Annotated in this window: 21 protein-coding genes; 6 read left to right on the top strand and 15 right to left on the bottom strand. The window is 50.0% G+C overall.

The window, feature by feature from the left end:
• Positions 1 to 25 precede the first annotated feature (25 nt).
• The 4 genes from OMQ46_RS12450 to arsB are packed head-to-tail and all read left to right on the top strand — an operon-like array spanning position 26 to position 2,338.
• Positions 26 to 397 (top strand): ArsR/SmtB family transcription factor, encoded by a 372-nt coding sequence (locus tag OMQ46_RS12450; protein WP_266237331.1) that lies wholly within the window; start codon positions 26 to 28, stop codon positions 395 to 397.
• Positions 398 to 399: 2 nt separating this feature from the next.
• Entirely contained in the window at positions 400 to 885 is a 486-nt protein-coding gene (locus OMQ46_RS12445) for an ArsI/CadI family heavy metal resistance metalloenzyme (RefSeq protein WP_266237330.1), read from the top strand.
• Entirely contained in the window at positions 885 to 1,295 is a 411-nt protein-coding gene (locus OMQ46_RS12440) for an arsenate reductase ArsC (protein WP_266237329.1), read from the top strand. The genes OMQ46_RS12445 and OMQ46_RS12440 overlap by 1 nt, the downstream gene beginning before the upstream one ends.
• 17 nt (positions 1,296 to 1,312) lie before the next feature.
• Complete coding sequence (gene arsB / locus OMQ46_RS12435) at positions 1,313 to 2,338, top strand: ACR3 family arsenite efflux transporter (protein WP_323135163.1); 1,026 nt, start codon at positions 1,313 to 1,315, stop codon at positions 2,336 to 2,338.
• Between the two features lie 559 nt (positions 2,339 to 2,897).
• Here arsB and OMQ46_RS12430 read toward each other — a convergent pair.
• The 8 genes from OMQ46_RS12430 to OMQ46_RS12395 form a co-directional block, all read right to left on the bottom strand.
• Complete coding sequence (locus OMQ46_RS12430) at positions 2,898 to 3,746, bottom strand: translation initiation factor eIF-2B (protein WP_266237327.1); 849 nt, start codon at positions 3,744 to 3,746, stop codon at positions 2,898 to 2,900.
• 12 nt (positions 3,747 to 3,758) lie between these two features.
• A complete protein-coding gene (locus OMQ46_RS12425) occupies positions 3,759 to 4,187 on the bottom strand; it encodes an MAPEG family protein (RefSeq protein WP_266237326.1) in 429 nt (142 codons plus the stop codon).
• A gap of 25 nt (positions 4,188 to 4,212) precedes the next feature.
• Positions 4,213 to 5,739: a bifunctional GNAT family N-acetyltransferase/carbon-nitrogen hydrolase family protein gene (locus tag OMQ46_RS12420; RefSeq protein ID WP_266237325.1), complete on the bottom strand. Its 1,527-nt coding sequence runs from the start codon at positions 5,737 to 5,739 to the stop codon at positions 4,213 to 4,215.
• A 201-nt stretch (positions 5,740 to 5,940) separates the two neighbouring features.
• Positions 5,941 to 6,150, bottom strand: a complete 210-nt coding sequence (locus OMQ46_RS12415; protein ID WP_266237324.1) for a cold-shock protein — start codon at positions 6,148 to 6,150, stop codon at positions 5,941 to 5,943.
• 753 nt (positions 6,151 to 6,903) lie between these two features.
• Entirely contained in the window at positions 6,904 to 7,848 is a 945-nt protein-coding gene (locus tag OMQ46_RS12410) for a hypothetical protein (RefSeq protein WP_266237323.1), read from the bottom strand.
• Positions 7,849 to 7,958: 110 nt separating this feature from the next.
• On the bottom strand, positions 7,959 to 8,318 hold the full coding sequence (locus tag OMQ46_RS12405; RefSeq protein ID WP_266237322.1) for a nuclear transport factor 2 family protein: 360 nt from the start codon (positions 8,316 to 8,318) through the stop codon (positions 7,959 to 7,961).
• 125 nt (positions 8,319 to 8,443) lie between these two features.
• Positions 8,444 to 8,905, bottom strand: coding sequence for a hypothetical protein (locus tag OMQ46_RS12400; protein ID WP_266237321.1), 462 nt, complete (start codon positions 8,903 to 8,905; stop codon positions 8,444 to 8,446).
• 69 nt (positions 8,906 to 8,974) lie between these two features.
• Positions 8,975 to 9,793, bottom strand: coding sequence for a ParA family protein (locus OMQ46_RS12395; RefSeq protein ID WP_266237320.1), 819 nt, complete (start codon positions 9,791 to 9,793; stop codon positions 8,975 to 8,977).
• A gap of 296 nt (positions 9,794 to 10,089) precedes the next feature.
• Here OMQ46_RS12395 and OMQ46_RS12390 point away from each other — a divergent pair, with 296 nt between their 5' ends.
• Positions 10,090 to 10,722 (top strand): SDR family NAD(P)-dependent oxidoreductase, encoded by a 633-nt coding sequence (locus OMQ46_RS12390; protein WP_266237319.1) that lies wholly within the window; start codon positions 10,090 to 10,092, stop codon positions 10,720 to 10,722.
• A gap of 61 nt (positions 10,723 to 10,783) precedes the next feature.
• Positions 10,784 to 11,224 carry a hypothetical protein gene (locus OMQ46_RS12385; RefSeq protein WP_266237318.1) on the top strand — a complete coding sequence of 147 codons (441 nt, stop codon included), beginning with the start codon at positions 10,784 to 10,786 and terminating at the stop codon, positions 11,222 to 11,224.
• A gap of 176 nt (positions 11,225 to 11,400) precedes the next feature.
• Here OMQ46_RS12385 and OMQ46_RS12380 read toward each other — a convergent pair whose 3' ends face one another.
• The 7 genes from OMQ46_RS12380 to OMQ46_RS12350 form a co-directional block, all read right to left on the bottom strand.
• Complete coding sequence (locus OMQ46_RS12380; RefSeq protein ID WP_266237317.1) at positions 11,401 to 11,784, bottom strand: hypothetical protein; 384 nt, start codon at positions 11,782 to 11,784, stop codon at positions 11,401 to 11,403.
• A 250-nt stretch (positions 11,785 to 12,034) separates the two neighbouring features.
• Positions 12,035 to 12,262 carry a hypothetical protein gene (locus tag OMQ46_RS12375; protein ID WP_266237316.1) on the bottom strand — a complete coding sequence of 76 codons (228 nt, stop codon included), beginning with the start codon at positions 12,260 to 12,262 and terminating at the stop codon, positions 12,035 to 12,037.
• Positions 12,263 to 12,671: 409 nt separating this feature from the next.
• The gene (locus tag OMQ46_RS12370; protein WP_266237315.1) at positions 12,672 to 13,688 is read right to left on the bottom strand and encodes a hypothetical protein; all 1,017 of its coding nucleotides are present in this window, start codon (positions 13,686 to 13,688) and stop codon (positions 12,672 to 12,674) included.
• Position 13,689: 1 nt separating this feature from the next.
• Positions 13,690 to 14,301, bottom strand: a complete 612-nt coding sequence (locus OMQ46_RS12365) for a hypothetical protein (protein ID WP_266237314.1) — start codon at positions 14,299 to 14,301, stop codon at positions 13,690 to 13,692.
• 101 nt (positions 14,302 to 14,402) lie between these two features.
• Entirely contained in the window at positions 14,403 to 14,738 is a 336-nt protein-coding gene (locus OMQ46_RS12360; RefSeq protein ID WP_266237313.1) for a hypothetical protein, read from the bottom strand.
• Positions 14,739 to 15,080: 342 nt separating this feature from the next.
• Positions 15,081 to 16,298: an MFS transporter gene (locus OMQ46_RS12355; protein ID WP_266237312.1), complete on the bottom strand. Its 1,218-nt coding sequence runs from the start codon at positions 16,296 to 16,298 to the stop codon at positions 15,081 to 15,083.
• A 12-nt stretch (positions 16,299 to 16,310) separates the two neighbouring features.
• Positions 16,311 to 16,985 (bottom strand): hypothetical protein, encoded by a 675-nt coding sequence (locus OMQ46_RS12350; protein WP_266237311.1) that lies wholly within the window; start codon positions 16,983 to 16,985, stop codon positions 16,311 to 16,313.
• Positions 16,986 to 17,148 lie beyond the last annotated feature (163 nt).

Below are 17,148 nucleotides of genomic sequence, written 5' to 3'. Positions count from 1 at the left end.
CATATATGTCCATGAAAATAGACATATGGAATTACAACAAGCTTTGATTGTATTTGATGCGCTGTCGCAGGAAACGCGCCTGCGCGCCTTTCGTCTGCTGGTGGAGGCCGGGCACGAGGGACTGGCTGCCGGGGTGATCAGTGAGCAATTGGCGACACCACATAACACACTGTCATTTCACCTCAATCATCTGGCCAATGCCGGCATTGTGACCTCACGTAAACAGGGCCGATCAGTCATTTATTCTGCCAACTTCGAGGCGATGCGTGAGCTTATCGGGTTTATGGTGAAAGACTGTTGCAGCGGTGATGTCGCCACCATCAAAGAAGATAAAGAAACCGGCTGCTCGGTGATTGAATTAGCCGCTTGCTGCCCGCCATCAAATCAGGAGTTATAACAATGAAACGCATGCATATTCATGTTGGCGTCAAAGATATTGCTGAAGGCGTGAAGTTTTATACCGCTTTGTTCGGTACAGAGCCAAGTAAACAGATGGCGGATTATGCCAAGTGGATGCTCGACGATCCCAGACTGAACTTCGCCATCTCGACGCGCAGTGGCGAACAGGGCCTCGATCATCTCGGCTTTCAGGTTGAGGATGAAAGCGAACTGACTGCAATGCGTGCCCAGCTCAGCGAGGCGGATATCGCGACCTACGATGAAGGCGAAACCGTGTGCTGTTACGCTGAATCCGACAAATCCTGGCTGCAGGACCCGGCCGGCATCGCCTGGGAGGCCTATCAGACCATGGGTGATGCACAGATATTCTCCGATAAAGTTGATTCAAACGAGAGTGCCTGCTGCACCCCGGTATCCATTCCAGTAGTGGCAGCGTCATCAAGCTGCTGCGAACCTTCAGACGACAATAATTCAGGTTGCTGCTAATGAAAAAAGTCTTAGTGTTATGTACCGGTAACTCCTGCCGTTCCGTGATGGCAGAAGCATTAATTAATCAATTGAAAAAAGGGGAGTATGAGGCGGTCAGTGCCGGTAGTTTTCCGGCAGGTTATGTCCACCCTAAATCCATTGAAACCCTCAAACGTCACGGTATTGACCCGGGCGAACCTCGCAGCCAGTCCTGGGATGATTTCGCCGGTAAACATTTTGATTATGTGATCACCGTTTGTGACGCTGCTGCCAATGAGACCTGCCCGGCATTTCAGGGACAATATCAGCGTCTGCACTGGAGCACGCCGGACCCGGCCAAGGCTGAAGGCAGTGAAGCCGACATTGAAGCGGCTTTTGATGACGCTTTCAATATGCTCAAAACCCGCATCGAGCAGGAACTGCCATGAGCGAAACCAGTTCACCCATGGGTATTTTTGAACGTTACCTGTCAGTCTGGATCGGCCTGGGTATTATCGCTGGTGTGGGCTTAGGCTGGTTATTTCCTTCAGCATTTGAAGTCATCGCCGGGCTGGAATTTGCCAGTGTCAATCTCGCCGTAGCCGTCTTCATCTGGCTGATGATTTATCCGATGATGGTCAATGTCGACTTTGCTTCGCTGAAAGATGTCGGCAGAAAACCCAAAGGCCTGTGCCTGACGCTGGTGGTCAACTGGCTGATAAAGCCTTTTACCATGGCCGGGCTCGGGATTCTGTTTTTCGAGTTCCTGTTTGCCGGTCTGGTTGACCCGCAAACGGCTAAAGAATATATCGCCGGGATGATTCTGCTCGGTGTCGCACCCTGTACCGCGATGGTGTTTATCTGGAGCCAGCTGGTCAAAGGCGATGCCAACTACACGCTGGTACAGGTGTCGATTAACGACATTATTATGGTGTTTGCCTTTGCCCCGATTGCTGCTTTACTGCTGGGTATCACCGAAATTATTGTGCCCTGGGAAACGCTGTTTCTGTCTGTTGTACTGTATGTCGTGACACCGCTGCTGGCCGGTTATCTGACACGCCGTAAGCTCGATAAAAGCAGCGATCACCATGAAGTGGCTGAGTTTACGGAAAAGGTCAAACCCTGGTCGATTCTGGGTCTGCTGGCAACCGTGGTACTGCTGTTCGGTTTTCAGGCCGAGACCATTCTGGCGAAACCTTTGGTGATTGGCCTGATCGCGATTCCGCTGCTGATTCAAAGTTACGGCATCTTTGCCATTGCCTATGGCTGGGCCTATTTATGGAAAGTGCCGTTTAATGTTGCCGCGCCAGCCGCATTGATTGGTACATCCAATTTCTTTGAACTCGCGGTGGCTGTGGCTATCAGTCTGTTCGGTTTACAGTCGGGCGCGGCGCTGGCTACCGTGGTTGGTGTGCTGGTGGAAGTACCGGTAATGCTGTCGCTGGTGGCACTGGCGATTAAAACCAAGCCCTGGTTTGCCCGTTTTGTGTAGTGACCTTTATTAAGCACTGGGCCTGGATCGCCGCGGCCTACGGCCTCGCAATGACGGAGACAACAAAAGGTCCGTCATTGCGAGGAGGCACGACGAAGCAATCCAGTCCCGTGTTGAACTGGGTGCACGAACATTGAAGTCTGCGACTATGTTGAGTACTGAGCCTGGATCGCCGCGGCCTCTGGACTCGCGATGACGGAGACAACAAAAGGTCCGTCATTGCGAGGAGGTACGACGAAGCAATCCAGTCCCGTGTTGAACTGGGTGCACGAACATTAAAGTCTGCGACTGTGTTGAGTACTGGGCCTGGATCGCCGCGGCCTTCGGCCTCGCGATGACGGGAAACAAAAAGGTCTGTCATTGCGAGGAGGCACGACGAAGCAATCCAGTCCTGTGTTGAATTAGGTGCACGAACATTGAAGTCTGCGACTATGATGATTACTGTGCCTGGATCGCCACGGCCTTAGGGCCTCGCGATGACGGGGGAGCATAAAAGGCCCGTCATTGCGATGACGTGAAGCCTTGCAGGGACAAATCAATCAGCACCCTGACAAACTCACTAAGGCTGCAATACCTGCAAACCATGCTCATCGACACGACCGGTTACCAGGCGTGTGGAAATTGTCTCGAAATACACATTCTTGGCAGCGATATCGTCATCTTCGGGTAATGGCAATTCGTTAACAGGCATAGCCTCCAACACGACCTCATGACTGGTCTGAGGGCTGTTCTTAAAGCTGTCAGCGAGTACCCAGAAAGGTTTGCCGAAATGCTGGGCGGCGAGTGCCTGCAACAGGGTGCCGGTCTTATTCACAAAGTGATGATCAGTCAGCCAGCTATCACAGCCGCTGATATTGATGTCGACATCCGGCATCACCAGCCCCATTTCCGCGTCGGTAATCAAGGTCACCGGGATACCCAGCCGATTCAGTTGTGACGCGACCAGCAGCCCCTCGTTGCCGGGGGCACTGACGGTGACGATGACCTTAAACGCCCGATACTGCTCCAACGCCTGTTCAAACAGCGCCATCACCTGTGAACTGCGACTATGCGTTAACACAGTCATGCCCGGCTTAATCAGATTGGCAGCGTGCTCAGCCACCTGCTCCGAGGCATCCGCGAGCTGTTGATAGACCGCAACAAGCTGGCTCAGATACTGCTGCTTGAAGTCAATATCAGCCACTTCAAGCCGCTGTTGCCAGCGCTTCAGGGCATTACCCAGTGCAATCATACTGGGACGAGCGGCGGTTAACGCATCACAAAAGCTGTCAATTTTATCGGCGGACTGTACCGGCATTTCAGCCAGATAGTCATTTAATGCCGACAAGGTGAGCAAGGCGAGCGAAGTGGCCCCCGATTCACGATTGTTTTTCAGGTCGCTCAGAATAGTGTCAAAGTGGTCAGCCATTGATACCGGATATCAGAGCAGCGTAATACCGCACAGCAATAACAAGGCGATATTAGCCACAAGACCAATCATAAAGAAGAGGGTCCTCGGGCTCGGGTTCTTTTCGGTCGCAATCTTGTAATAGAGCAGCATATGACCAAGCCGTGCCAGGCCATAGACCCACAACAACACGCCGGTCCAGAACGGGCTGGCGCCGACAAAGATCGCCAGAAAAGCGGTGCTGAGTAAAATCGGCAGGTTTTCCAGCGAGTTCATAAAGGTACGGTGCGCCCTGAACACAAAAGACTCGTGACTAATCTCCGGTGGCAGTTTGCCGGGAATGGCACCGGGATATCGAGCCTTGGTTGAACTGGCAATAAACCACTGCACCAGCCAGATAACGAGAATAAAGAAGACAGCCCATAAGGCCACGTAGTAAGCACTGCTGACAGCTGGCGTCATTGTATCTCCCTCAAATTGCCTGAGATTATTGATTGAGCCAGGACACCTTGTAGAGATCCTGGCGGCGATCTTTAAGGTTGTTCACCGACCCCTCGCTTCGGGTCAGTTTCAGTTTATCCAGATCGAGATCAGAGAACATAATCATCTCGGTATTGGGTGTGGTTTCTGCCATCACCGCATCATGCGGATAGGAAAAATCTGAGGGTGAAAACACGGCCGCCTGAGAATACTGGACATCCAGATTTTCCACTTGGGGCAGGTTGCCACAGCTACCGCAAATGACGACGTAACATTCGTTTTCAATCGCCCGGGCCTGGGCACAACTCCGCACCCGTAAGTAGCCATTCTTGGTGTCGGTCCAGTAAGGCACAAACAGAATGTCCATATCCTGAGCGGCCAGGATGCGGCCCAGTTCGGGGAATTCCACGTCATAACAAATCAGAATGCCAATACGACCGGCATCGGTGTCGAACACCTGTAGCTGATCCCCCCCTTCAATGACCCAGTCACGGCGCTCGTGCGGGGTAATATGCAGTTTACGCTGAATATCGATGGTGCCGTCACGGCGACACAGGTAAGTGACGTTGTAAAGCACGTCATCTTCCAGCAATGGCATCGATCCGGTGATGACATTGATGTTGTAGCTCACTGCCATCTGGGACATTTCATTTTTGAACTTTTCGGTAAAGGCCGCCAGAAATCGAATGGCTTCCGTCTGGTTGCGCTGGTTGGGGCTCAGCCCCATCAATGCCGCATTAAAAAACTCCGGAAACAGGGCAAAGTCGCTTTTGTAGTTGGAGAGGGCATCAATGAAATATTCGACCTGGTTCAGGCATTCCTGTACCGAGTCCACCTCACGCATTTGCCACTGAATGGCGCCGATACGAACCTGGGTTTTACGGGTCTGAATGACCGTGGTTTCCGGTTCGTAGAAAATATTACGCCACTCCAGCAGCGTGGCGTAGCCCTGCGATTTTTCATCTTCGGGCAGGTATTGTTTCAGCAGGCGGGTAACCTGAAAGTCATTGGAAAGCTGGAAGGTCAGAATCGGGTCATAAATCCGCTTGTTTTTGACCGCCTCGAAATATTCAGCCGGTGACATTTCATCCGCGTGCTCGTGGTAATTGGGGATGCGTCCCCCGGCCAGAATGGCGCGCAGGTTGTGTTGTCGGCAAAGCTCTTTACGGGCTTCATACAGGCGGCGGCCCAGACGATAGCCTCGATAGTCCGGGTGGATCAGTACATCCAAGCCATAGAGCGCATCGCCATTGGCATTATTCAGAATGGTTTCACGCTTGGAAATCAGGTCATCATAAGTATGCGGGTTACTGAACTGCTGATAGTCGACCTGCACCGAGAGTGCCACACCGATTATCCTATCGTGGTCGACGACGCAGATTTGCCCCTCGGGCAAATCGTCAATCAGTTTAAAGATGGTATGTTCAGGCCAGGAGCCGCCGATGTCCTGATAAATCTGATCCATCAACTCCTTGAGTTGAGGGTAGTCCTGCTTTTCCAGGTTACGGATTTTAATATGCAGATCTTCAGGCATGCACTTCCTCAGCGGTTGGAATGTCAGCCCTTAGTTCATCACCCATAGCGCGATATGTCCAGTGATAACAGCGTCTTTTTTCAACACAGCAAAACTGAGTGGAAACCGGCGAAAATCCGATAATGAATCACACTGAAACGCGTACGATAGGCAAAAAAAAGGCAAGCACAGGGCTTGCCTTTTTTCGTGAATTCGTGCGCTTTACAGGGCGACGATGTTCTCAGCTTGTGGGCCTTTAGGGCCGGTAGTCACTGAGAATTCGACTTGCTGACCTTCGGCCAGTGTTTTGAAGCCTGAACCAGTGATGGCGCTGTAATGAGCGAAAACATCAGGGCCAGAAGATTGTTCGATGAAACCAAAACCTTTCGTTTCGTTAAACCACTTTACGGTACCAGTAACGGTATTAGACATATTGATTATCCTGTAGATAAATTAAAACTGCCCATCAGGGCGGGTGTAGCGTGAAACAGACCGGAATTTAGATACTACAGGACGAAGAACAACTTAGATGCAACGAAGTGGAGAATGTAAACGTGGGGCTTAATTTCTAGCTGTCACCATAATCCGTGTAATTTCAGCGAAAGTCAATCTATTTTTAACCACAAGCCTGTTATCTGTGCTGACTGGATATGGAAAAGCAGCTTTGCTGTCCCAAGAACATGATTTTGCTGAGTCATTTTCATGCATGAAGGGCTTCTTATTTTTGTTTTCACGAGGCCTCGGGCCGTGGCGATCCAGGCCCAGAGCTCAACACATTCGCCGACTTGGAAGGTTGTGCAGCCAATTCAGTGCGGGACTGGATTGCTTCGTCGTGCCTCCTCGCAATGACGAGGATATGGTCACTGAACTGGGCGGTGCCTCTCAACATTCCGTCATCGCGAGGCCTCGGGGCGCGGCGATCCAGGCCCAGTACTCAATACAATCGCAGACCTCAATGTTAGTGCACCTAATTCAGTACGGGACTGGATTGCTTCGTCGTCCCTCTTCGCAATGACGAGGGAATTGTGACTGAACTGGGCGGTGCCTCTCAACATTCCGTCATCGCGAGGCCTTGAGCCGCGGCGATCCAGGCCCAGTATTCACCACCTTCACAGGCCTTAATGTTCGTGCACCAAATCAACACGGGACTGGATTGCTTCGTCGTCCCTCCTCGCAATGACGAGGTTATCGTGACTGAGTTGCTGCCTGTTCTTCCTCATCCTCAAGAATTTTATAAACCGAATCACCTTCCTGAGTCGGACGAATAGCCACCGTCGATTTATCAATCAGGTGCACACCGGAAAACACAATCGCATCCCCCAGTTTGGGCACATAGGCCAGTGTGTCATCAGTTTCATAAAGCTTATAGCCCACTGTCTGCATTTTGTAGCGGACATAAGGGTAGTAGCCCTGAACCGTCAGCAAATTGCTGGAGCGGCGAGGGTAGGGAGAAGCAATATCCTCCAGCATCAGGTTGATGGCTTTTTGAAGGTTGTCGGAAATATTATCTTCAAAAGCCTGGCCGTCGTTGGCTGCCCAGCCGTTCTCTCCGGTGAATGGTCTGGCCGGACCGGAAGAGGCAATGTAACGGCTCCACCAGATATCGGTGTTCACAACGGGATTTTTTAATGCCGCCTGCAACAGCACAAAAGGCTTGGCGTTTTTATCGTCCTGAAAGGTGAGAATCACCGCGGTTTTTACCTTGAGCACGGGGGTGCGGGGTGTAGCAAAGTCGGTAAAAGTGCCCGCAAACTCCGGCTGAACAATCAGTTCATCAGTAATGGCATCGGCGGCTTCAGTCAGCTTGAACTGCAGCATCGCTTCGGTATCCTGAATCGACGTTTCAGCACTCTCCGAGTCGATAGCGCTCTGCAAAGAGAGACCTATCGGCCCCAAAATCGAACCAACCCAGCCGCCGGACTGATGACCTGAAATAATCACCTGACTGTTGGGCACCCGATGTGTACCGGCCGGTAAATCAAATAAGCCCGACAAGCTCTCATCAGTGAACTGAATGGCGATTTTTTCTGATTGAGCAGGGGCTGGCACTATCGTGGTGGAGGTGCAGGCCATCAATGATAGGAGAGCGACAGCGAGTGATATTGCTTTCGCGGATGAAATGAATTTCATTCTGTTTTTACCTTAGTAACGGCGCTGGTTCAGTGAGGAATCACCTGCTTGGAGAGGCTGAGTCCGCGTGTAGCAGCCGGCTGAGCGTATCGAAGTGTCAGTTAAGCGTATCAAGCATGAAGATGAAAAACCTTATTCATGATTTTCCATTCCCCATCCACTTTCAGCAGCGTGAAAAAGTCAGTGAATTTGAGCCCGGTCCAGTTATCAGACTCCAGTCTTACGCTGGCAATAGTACCTTCGACATCAATATGGGCTATCTCGCTCATGATATCTGTCGCAGGGCCATTCTCATCATTCCAGTCAAATAACTTCTGAATTGGACCGGCAAACAAATCCTCACCGATATAGCCAAAGATGGTGGCGTCGGGATGGAAAGCAGGCTTCATCACCTCACCTTTTCCTGTTCTGGCCCCATCAATGTATTGTTGAACAACGGCTTTAATCGATTCGATATCATTGCTACTCATCTTTATTATCCCTGGATGATTAGTAAATCAGTCCAGCTATTTTTACTTGATGCCCAATGTCATTGCAATGCGATGAAAGTGTTGTATCAACCAGCCAAAATCTGGTGAATAAACGGAGCAGGCAGTTAGCTTGATGAATGCAGAGAGTCCAGTGATGCCATTGGACTGACGGCACGAAAGATAGTCCAGATCCGGCTGGTAATGGTTTCACTCTGGTCAGTGAGTCCAGCGCTCACAGGCTCATCACTGAACAGGCCATCAATATATTGCTGTACCAGTCGGTCATTGTTTTTCAGCACGGTATCCTGTTCAATTTTTTTGATCTCGGCACTATCGTATCTCTCCATCGTGCGGGATTCCACGAAGCCCTGGTCATCCATACTCAGATGCCAGATCTTGATACTACGCAATACCTCAGTACCATCCTGACCGGCCACAATCTGTGCTTCGATTAATTGCACATCCTGATTGGCATACTTCGACAATGGCTGTACTTTTTTGGCCACGTTCCGGAAGTACTCATTGGGCACTAGTCTGATGCGGTCGCTATCCTGAGTATAAAGATAAGTGCGGTAGGCAATATTCATTGATAGCGCTTCCCATCTGAACCCGCGGAGTCAGGTTTGATTAATACCAAGACCATGAACCAAACCGGCCTAAGATGCCCGTCTGACAGGAAAGTCCGGTATCAGGCGCGGTTCAGTCTGCAGATAACGCTCTTTTTGCATCATCTCCAGTAACACGGCATAGGCCATTACGCCATGACTTTGACTATCATATTGTGACGGCACCAGTCCCTGTTTGCTGGCTTCTCTGAAACGCGTATCGACAGGAATCACTGAATCCCAGGTTTCCCGTGGGTGATCATGGTGCAGGGTTTCCAGCGTCAGTACAGAAGCACGTGTCCTTTGGTCATACATGGTCGGCACAATCGTGTAATTAAGCTCTTTCTTAAGCGACTTCGTCACCATCGACACGGTTCTGAGCATCCGTTCCATACCTTTCAACGCCAGGAACTCAGTCTGTACCGGCATAAGTAGGTGCTCACAAGCTGCCAGCGCATTAATCATTAAAGCACCCAGTACTGGCGGGCTATCGATCAGCACATAATCAAAGTCTTCACGTACCTGTGCCAATGCGCGGGTCAGCTTCAGTCCCATACCGGGCTGTGAGGCTTTGCGCTCAATGGTCGCCAGACCAATACTGGCAGGCAATAATGAGAGAGATGTCAGACTTGTCTGCTGGATGAGTGAGTGGACTTCGGCGCGGCTGATATTGTCAGCGCTGAACACGTTGATGCTGCTGGCATTGATGTTTTCCGGGTCATAACCGAAGTAAGAGGTCATCGAACCCTGTGGATCAATATCAATTAACAGAACGCGCTGTCCCTGTTCTGCCAGTAAGCCACCCAGGCTGACAGCCGTTGTGGTTTTCCCTACCCCACCTTTCTGGTTGGCGACAGCCCATGTTTTCATAGCGCGTTCCTCTCAATATTCCCTGAACTATTTGTGACAAAATTTAAAACGCTTTTTAGGTGTTTGCAAGGCAATATTAACTTTTAAATTAGGTAATTGGTTTAAACATATGAAATATAATGAAAATATGGTTTTTTTCTGTGAGCTGTTAATTCATTGGATCACGGAATTAATGTGGGGTCCGGCAGGGTGAGCGGGAGGCTGATCTGCATAATGGTCGCTTCTGGCAAGTCGAACAGCTGGTAATTTACCCAACAAAAATAGACACTGATTGTTTGATTACCCAGGGAGTTGCTATGCAAACGGTTGTCATCTTCGGCGCTGCCAGTGGTCTGGGCGCGGCAATGGTGGATTATTTTCATGATGCGGACTATAAGGTCATCGCTGTCGCCCGTGACCCGTCCAGAAATTCCCGCCTGGCCGAATTGAAGCTGGACAGCTTCAGTTGTGATGCGACTGATCAGAAACAGGTCGAACAGACCGTTGCCAGCCTGCCAAAGGATGCCTGGATTATCTCAACCATGGGCAGTTACCGCGCCGATGTGCCAGTCGATTACATCGGTCACCGTTATCTTATCAATGCCCTGGAAGCGAATCATATTAAGCGCTTTCTATTGGTCACATCACTGGGCTGCGGCGACTCATGGCAGTATCTGTCAGCGCGTTCAAAACAGGGCTTTGGTGCAGCCGTGCGGGAGAAATCACTGGCCGAATCCTGGTTGCAGACCAGTACCCTTGATTACACTATCCTCCGCCCTGGTGGTTTGAAAGAGGGTGATGTGACGCACACAGGCCAATTATCACAGCACCAGGAAAAGCATGGCCTGATTCATCGCAGTGAAGTCGCAAGGCTGGCTGAAACTTCACTCAAAAAGGCAGAGAGTGTCGGGCAGATTTATCAGTGTGTTGACCCTGAGCTAAGCTGGTGAGTGAAGAGGAACCATCACAGCTTCCAACAGCGGACTTAATCAGAAAATAGGGACGAGAAAAATGAAATGTTCAAACTGGCTACTTATTGTTTCAATTTCATTCCTTTCAATGTCAGTCAAGGCTGAACCAAGCAAAGACGCGCTCATAGGCACATGGTATGCGAATATCCACACCAGCATGTCTGAATCGACCATGTGGTTGCTTCAGCTCAGAGAAGACAACAGCTATCTGTCTCAGAAAATGCTGTGTCAGACAAAAAAATTAATCTGGGTAGACGAAACAACAGGCACCTGGAAGTTAGATAAAACAACATTAATTCAGATGCCGAAAACCCATAGTGATTTCAATAAGTATGAAGAAACGGATTCAGGTGAAATGATTACCTTTACCGATGTCACGGTGAGTGAAGACTCATTAAGTTATAAAGATACCAACCAGAAAAAGCTCACATTCAAACGCTATGATGGTTTTTTCAGAATGCGTTGCAGTGGGTTGATGTGAGGTCTTTGAGTCAGTACTAAAATCGGCCCTGTCCCGATTTCCGGGTCTCTACCATTTTCAACTTAAGGCTGTGAGCCGTCTTTCGAATTCAATCGCAAATATCAAACTGGCTGCTCCCTTGGTCTGTAGTTCACTAACCCAGACTATTCGTCCCTGACCGGACCAGTTGGATGAGACTATTGCGATGATGGTGTCGATATCACCTCAACACTATCAGCAAGGCAAGCCGTTTTTTTCCTGTCAAAGCTTTGAACCGGGTTGGTGACATAGCGAACCCCGGTTACCCTGACGGTGGCGCCCTTGGGAACAGCCCACGGTGTCGGCGCGTTAATATCGCCGATTAAAGCTGATGAGCCGCAATAACGCTTCCAGTCATCGCGGCCTTGTGCAGCCACCAATGCCCCGCGAAACACACCCACCACATCCGGCATCGGCGCGTACACTGGCTTCCAGGTCTCAGGTTCGGCTTGTGGTTCAAGCTTGGCATGGCCAGTTCGACAGGCCTCAATGTCGGCGTCAGACGCCTCATAGCCACGCGCCAGATTACGAGCGGGTCTCACGCACGTGCTGTAGCATTCGCTGTTTGCAGCACGACAGTCCATCGACATTTGTTGTAGTTCCTTTGCCAGGTCCGGTTGCGCTGTAACATTTGTAGAAAGAATCGCTACCAGGAATGCTAGTGTTATTGTGGCGACGGGTATCATACGAAAAACTCTTGAATTCATCAGGTCCCTCCGGAATCAAAAGAGGCTGAGGGTGTTGCTGAAAGCTTCGCCAACGTTACCCACAGCTTAATCCAAAGATAAAAATCTAATCGATGCGTGTGTATTCGCAAAGACTATCGAACACAGCATCCTCTCCAATGGTGCATATGGCGGTGATGGTTTCTTCTTTTTGCCATAAAAATTTACAATTCGCCAGTCCAGTGCCTGCACAAACCTGCATTTCCGGGCGACCCTCACAGCGTGAGTCACCCTCGATACAGGTATTGGCATCCTGGGCATGAAAGGGCGCCCAGCCTGCTTCTAACATTTTCATGCGAACGCTGGAATAGGGTTCATTTTCATCAAAATGTGGTAGAGCGGGAGTGTGATGACAAGCCAACAAGTGAGTCGAGAAAAGGGCAATCACTATGGCCGATAAATAACACGCTAGTTTTCTCATCATTTAGCCCTTGGAATCTTTTTCAGTCGGACAGCTAGCTTTTATACTGACTCTGAATATACTGCTTCTCTCTCAAATGTCCTATCCGGCACAATATTGATAATATCTTGTGATCCGGCTGGCTTCGGAATGTGCAGAAGTAGACTGCGTTGCTTTTATTTCAACTTAAACGCCGCGTTCAGTGAAAGCGTCATAGACTTTGGTTGGATGCTGCCTTAGCTCAAGCTTGTATGCATTAGCAACCAGACACTCACCAACGCTGTCCACCTTAACCGCCACCCGCTCAGTACTCAACGCGCGCCTCTGCAAGCTTCCTGAATGACCTCTGGTTTTCCGTTAGCACATCTGAAATCAACGCGCCAAGCACGTCGATGAGTTGGTTCAGCCCATCAAGCGTAGCGTGCCCCGCCGCAAATATCTTTCTATGGCCGTCCGGGACATCAAGCGAGTTTCTCAAGACTGCGTTTTCCTGCAACAACACGCAAAATTCATAACATGAATTCAACAAAGATAGCTCTTGACCTTTTGGGACGTCTAAATCGCCGTCGGGCATACAAAAGGCAATAGATACTAAGTCGTAACTGGAAAGGTCAATTGCTTCGGTGTCATACTTCAAGGACTTCATCAGCCTTGCCGCCTTGCGCAGCCCGCCATGTGTCTGAATGTCCTTATGGGCGATCCAGGCATTATGTAGGAAAGGAGTGTTTTTTAGACGCTTCATATTTTTTGAGTCCAGAATTTGCACTACTCTATACATCTTCTGCCCGGTTTCGTTGTATTTGTTCGTGTTGAACCAGTTAGAGGGCACAACATCGATTTTGCGGCGAAGAGAGCCGCCTTCCAGGGAAATCGACTTTCCACCACTTGAATCTAGCGTAGCTTCGGGAAACGCAGCTTCCAATGAGGCGATTGCGTCCGCCCTCAGATCTACTAGATCTTGGAGCGGATTCCCCTTGTAAGGACTGGACGGTTCTTGGGGATTTTCAAGTGTATGAAACTTCCCAGTGAGTACGAGAAGATCAATATCACTACGAGCTTTAATGTGAGTATCGTTTGTCACCGAGCCTTGATACTCATACTCACATTTGTCATCCAGTCGATTATCGAGTTGATTTCGAACTCGATCGCCCTGCGCAAAAGTATTCTTCGTGTATTCCGGATCAATCGGCTGCATTGAGCCAATTACGTAGCGGACCGAATCGCTTTGTTCGATGTGCCGATACGCTTCATTTAGAAGCTTTGCTTCCGTTACGAATTGGTCTGTCCTGCGGCTAGCTAGCCGATCTAATCGATTTGCCATATCAATTCCTTGTAACGCTCAAAATTCCAACGGTTTGTCGATGCTGATCCGTGAAGTAATTCCCCTCACCTGATAAACAGTCTTCCGAGAACAAAATTTCGGCAAATCCATCGTGCTTGTTCAAGTCCAACGCTGCTGCAGTGGGATCGCTTTCGTACAAATACTGCAGCCTATATCCGACCCCTTTGTCATGAAAAATACTCGCTGACAAACTTTTTGAAGAGGATTTTCTTGTTTGTAGATGAATGAGAATTTTTGACCAAGACTGCGTTACAACTATCTTCCCCTCCCACTGGGAATTGGCCTTCTCGCCATTCTTCAGCATCGTTTCGCCTTTACAAACCCATTCACCGTTGAGATCAGGAACAAGTAAGAATTTCCGAATCCAAACGCTTTTCCAAAGTTTTTGGTTAAAGATCTGATAGAGCCCAATAAACAAACCAAACACCGGAATGGCGGTCACTGGTGGGGCCGGTATACCTGAAAGTGCCTCTACAGCCGTCAAGCCGGCCCTGACAGCATCATTCAGAATTGGAGCTGCCGTGATAGCGATGAACGCCAAACCAAACAGAATTTTCTCTTTTGGATGATTATCTATCGAGTAATCGTGCACTTCGTCTCCTTGCGATGGCTAACGCCAGCCAGCATGCGCGGATACGGAATGGAGGCGAAGCCGCAATGAAGTAGCCGTCGCCGTACCTAGCCTTCTTGCACCTAGCCGTTGCATGGTGGATCGTAGTTCTCAATTAGATCCTTTTCTACTTGCAAGCGTGTTTGTTTGTTGGACTCACCGTAGACACATTTACAGTTGGCTCCTTTCGACTTGAAGCAGGGGGCATCGTGATGGTCATCAAACCTTTCGGACATGTCTTCTGTCTGACCGACATAGATCCTTGTGTGTGAATGACCGCCGTCATTGTTGGGGGAGCGCTTGGTAATGAAGTACACAGCGCCATAGTTTACTTTGAAGTTTGTATCCCAGGAGTACGCCGTGAATTCGTACTTCTTCCCTGATTTTCCGGTGTAAGTGACGGTACCGTACTTTGCCATGACTGACCTCCATCTTTAGGTATAACAGCCTGTTTTATGAAGCCATTGGCCTTATAATTAATTATTAGCGTTAATGCATAATAATGACCCACACTAATAATCATGCTTTTAAATTTGCTGATTTTATTGCGGAATAAATCGCTGAACGCAGAAGGGAGAGTCAAATAGGAATACAGCCTCTCTAATTGCTGGTGGTTGAAGCCAGGGGATGACGGGGTTGAAACCATAATAGAAATCCCTTCATGGTTAAAATGGCTAGTATCAAAATCCTTCTAAAATCAGCGTTGTCACTGATGACCAATCTGTGAACTATTTCACAATCAATAAGATAGCGCAACTGTATCAGGCAGCGGGACTGTTATGGGCCTCTCGAATGGGTCCCTGTGCCATCACCCAGGTGATGACCAGAAACACCAGCATACCGATCAGGATAGACTGGTACTGGACACCGGCATCAATCATAAAGCCGAGGAAGGCAGGGGCGAGACCGGTGGAGAACACCAGAAACGCTGATTTCAGAGAGCGGACCTGGCCCAGGTGTTCACGACCCCAGAGCCGCACCAGCAGACTGTCGCCGATGGGGGAGGACATCCCCAGTGCGGTTCCGGCACCAATCATGATGATCCAGATAGCGATATTGCCGCCAATCAGGGCCGCTGCCAGCAAAGCCACGGCGAAAGGCACAAGGTAGAGTCTGGCGAGGGTGGTGACACCGAGCTCATCAATCCAGCGACCGCCCAGTAAGGCGCCGGGAAAACGGGAAATCCCCAGTCCGGTCAGGGCGAGAGCATAGGTGGTGGCCGTGGCGCCCAAGTCTTCTGTCATCTGGGCCTGGTAGATAAAGATGCCGGTGAGGGTGATGGGGAGGACCATCAGCATCGGGATCAGCATCCAGAAGCGGCGTTCCCGCATCGGTGAAGGGCCTTTTTCTGCGGCTTCGTTTTTGCTTTTTTTCTGTCTGGGGGCTTCGGGCCAGTCGACAAACAGGATTAGCAAAAACCACATCACGGCCAGAACGGCGACAATGCTCCACCAGATTTCCTGCCAGGTCAGCCAGGTAACCAGCAGGGCAATGACCGGTGGCAGGATGATTTCACCGGAGGGCATACCCAGGCTCACCAGGCCCAGCGCCCGACCCCGGTTCAAAGTAAATTCACGACCGGCCAGTGTGCTACCAAGATGGGTCATCAGTCCCTGACCACACAGTCGTTGCAGGCCGAGTCCGAAAACGGCCAGCCCCCACCAGGGTGAGAGTGTAAGCATCAAGACCCCGATAAACAGGGCAGACAGCACCATCAGGGCATAGCGTCTGGGCGCAATCCAGTCTATTTTGGGGCCGAAGTGCATCACCAGAAACCCGCTGGTCATGGTGATGGCGGCGTAGATACTGCCGAATTGACCGGCGGTGATATCGAGGTGCTGACTGATATCCGACTGAAACAGGCCGATAAAAAAGCTTTGGCCCAGGTTGCCGGTAAAGACCGCCAGCCAGGCGGCGGCAATCAGACCAAAGTGCCGACGTAACAGGCCGGCATAGCCAAGACGAATATCTGAATCCATGAAATCTTCCGTTTAGTCGCGCTGCTGCGTGTTGTTAAACAGACGCGGGTTGTTTTTGATGAAATTTCTGACCCACCGTTGCATCAAGCCCTCTGTCGGGTGGCTTTTAAGGTAGCGGTAACCCAGCAGGCTGATGATCATGGCACCCAGGGCGTCGACCATCAGGTCGGTGATTGTATCAGTCAGGCCGGTGCTGTCACCGAAAGCCGGTTTCTGCATGGTGAGGTTGAAGAGCTTGTCGGCGGTGTATTCGAAAAACTCCCAGAACACGCCGACGCCGACCGCAAATAAAAAGGCAAAAAAGGCGATAAAGCCCGGTTTCATATAGAGGCTGACGCGTTCGGTTTCGTTCATCACATACACCAGCAGGAAACCGACGATGCCCAGCAGGAAACCGGAAACAGTATGCAGCGCAATGTCCCACCACCAGATTTTCAGGTAATAACCGTGCACTTCCCCCAAAAACAGTGAGGCGAAAACAAAAATGATGGTTAATAGCTGAAACGCGGCGGGGATGACGACATCGAATTTTTTTGCAAATACGGTGGGCAACATCGTGATAAGAAAGATACCCGTGATGATGAAAGCATCGAACCAGGCCTGATCCCAAAGGGCGCCAACCACACCGGCGACCAGAATGATCTGAAACAGGGTGGCTAGACGATTTTGCAGGGTATTTTCATCCATGGGTCATGATTTCTAAATGAACTCACGTCATCTTAAACAGTCAGGTTTTTAAAATCGAGTTATCCACGCCGTGATTTGAGTTAACAAAATCCTCTTGTTATGGTTGTGAGCAATTTTGTCTCACGCAATCTTAAATCAAACGAACAGGGAGTTTAATTTGCGC

It is taken from the genome of Methylophaga sp. OBS1, assembly GCF_026319365.1.
This window is presented reverse-complemented; position numbering and strand designations above follow the sequence as displayed.

Bases quoted from the DNA above. Each gene is read 5' to 3' on its own strand.
- OMQ46_RS12385 (WP_266237318.1), top strand. From the start codon at position 10,784: ATGAAATGTTCAAACTGGCTACTTATTGTTTCAATTTCATTCCTTTCA.
- OMQ46_RS12370 (WP_266237315.1), bottom strand. From the start codon at position 13,688: ATGGCAAATCGATTAGATCGGCTAGCTAGCCGCAGGACAGACCAATTC.
- OMQ46_RS12440 (WP_266237329.1), top strand. From the start codon at position 885: ATGAAAAAAGTCTTAGTGTTATGTACCGGTAACTCCTGCCGTTCCGTG.
- OMQ46_RS12395 (WP_266237320.1), bottom strand. From the start codon at position 9,793: ATGAAAACATGGGCTGTCGCCAACCAGAAAGGTGGGGTAGGGAAAACC.
- OMQ46_RS12425 (WP_266237326.1), bottom strand. From the start codon at position 4,187: ATGACGCCAGCTGTCAGCAGTGCTTACTACGTGGCCTTATGGGCTGTC.
- OMQ46_RS12375 (WP_266237316.1), bottom strand. From the start codon at position 12,262: ATGAAAATGTTAGAAGCAGGCTGGGCGCCCTTTCATGCCCAGGATGCC.
- OMQ46_RS12390 (WP_266237319.1), top strand. From the start codon at position 10,090: ATGCAAACGGTTGTCATCTTCGGCGCTGCCAGTGGTCTGGGCGCGGCA.
- OMQ46_RS12430 (WP_266237327.1), bottom strand. From the start codon at position 3,746: ATGGCTGACCACTTTGACACTATTCTGAGCGACCTGAAAAACAATCGT.
- OMQ46_RS12445 (WP_266237330.1), top strand. From the start codon at position 400: ATGAAACGCATGCATATTCATGTTGGCGTCAAAGATATTGCTGAAGGC.
- OMQ46_RS12355 (WP_266237312.1), bottom strand. From the start codon at position 16,298: ATGGATTCAGATATTCGTCTTGGCTATGCCGGCCTGTTACGTCGGCAC.
- OMQ46_RS12420 (WP_266237325.1), bottom strand. From the start codon at position 5,739: ATGCCTGAAGATCTGCATATTAAAATCCGTAACCTGGAAAAGCAGGAC.
- arsB (WP_323135163.1), top strand. From the start codon at position 1,313: ATGGGTATTTTTGAACGTTACCTGTCAGTCTGGATCGGCCTGGGTATT.
- OMQ46_RS12360 (WP_266237313.1), bottom strand. From the start codon at position 14,738: ATGGCAAAGTACGGTACCGTCACTTACACCGGAAAATCAGGGAAGAAG.
- OMQ46_RS12350 (WP_266237311.1), bottom strand. From the start codon at position 16,985: ATGGATGAAAATACCCTGCAAAATCGTCTAGCCACCCTGTTTCAGATC.
- OMQ46_RS12400 (WP_266237321.1), bottom strand. From the start codon at position 8,905: ATGAATATTGCCTACCGCACTTATCTTTATACTCAGGATAGCGACCGC.
- OMQ46_RS12410 (WP_266237323.1), bottom strand. From the start codon at position 7,848: ATGAAATTCATTTCATCCGCGAAAGCAATATCACTCGCTGTCGCTCTC.
- OMQ46_RS12405 (WP_266237322.1), bottom strand. From the start codon at position 8,318: ATGAGTAGCAATGATATCGAATCGATTAAAGCCGTTGTTCAACAATAC.
- OMQ46_RS12450 (WP_266237331.1), top strand. From the start codon at position 26: ATGGAATTACAACAAGCTTTGATTGTATTTGATGCGCTGTCGCAGGAA.
- OMQ46_RS12415 (WP_266237324.1), bottom strand. From the start codon at position 6,150: ATGTCTAATACCGTTACTGGTACCGTAAAGTGGTTTAACGAAACGAAA.